This is a genomic window from Terrisporobacter petrolearius (assembly GCF_020748185.1).
GTDB classification, from domain to species: Bacteria; Bacillota; Clostridia; order Peptostreptococcales; family Peptostreptococcaceae; genus Terrisporobacter; species Terrisporobacter petrolearius.
In genome coordinates, this window is the sequence record NZ_JAHZMO010000195.1 from 1 (window position 1) to 441 (window position 441).

A 441-nucleotide genomic window follows, 5' to 3' on the forward strand; every position below is an offset into this window, starting at 1 on the left:
CGCCCCGAGCCTTGTAGAGAGTGGGGTTATTTTTATAGTTACTGCTTGTGGGAGGGAGATTATGTTATCTCCTCATCCCATGTGACCGGATTACCCGGCCAGAATCACTTTTTCTTTACCGGACGACGCCAGCCTTCTTTCTGAGTCTGCGGCACACGGCTGATAGCTAATGCATTTTCGCCGACATTACGCGTCACAGTTGTACCCGCAGCAATGGTCGCGCCTTTGCCTACTGTTACCGGGGCCACCAGCTGAGTGTCGGAACCGACAAACACATCGTCGCCGATAATGGTCTTAAATTTATTCGCACCATCGTAGTTGCAGGTAATGGTTCCCGCGCCGATGTTAACGTTATCGCCAATTTCCGCATCGCCCAGGTAAGTCAGATGACCAGCTTTCGAGCCTTTACCCAGACGCGCTTTTTTCATCTCAACAAAGTTA

1 protein-coding gene is annotated in these 441 nt (G+C 50.8%); it reads right to left on the bottom strand.

Annotated features, from left to right (window positions below; genetic code table 11):
• Window positions 1-104: 104 nt before the first annotated feature.
• Window positions 105-441, bottom strand: a 337-nt coding sequence (locus K0040_RS22565; RefSeq protein WP_265588953.1) for a DapH/DapD/GlmU-related protein, incomplete at its 5' end; no start/stop codon positions are given.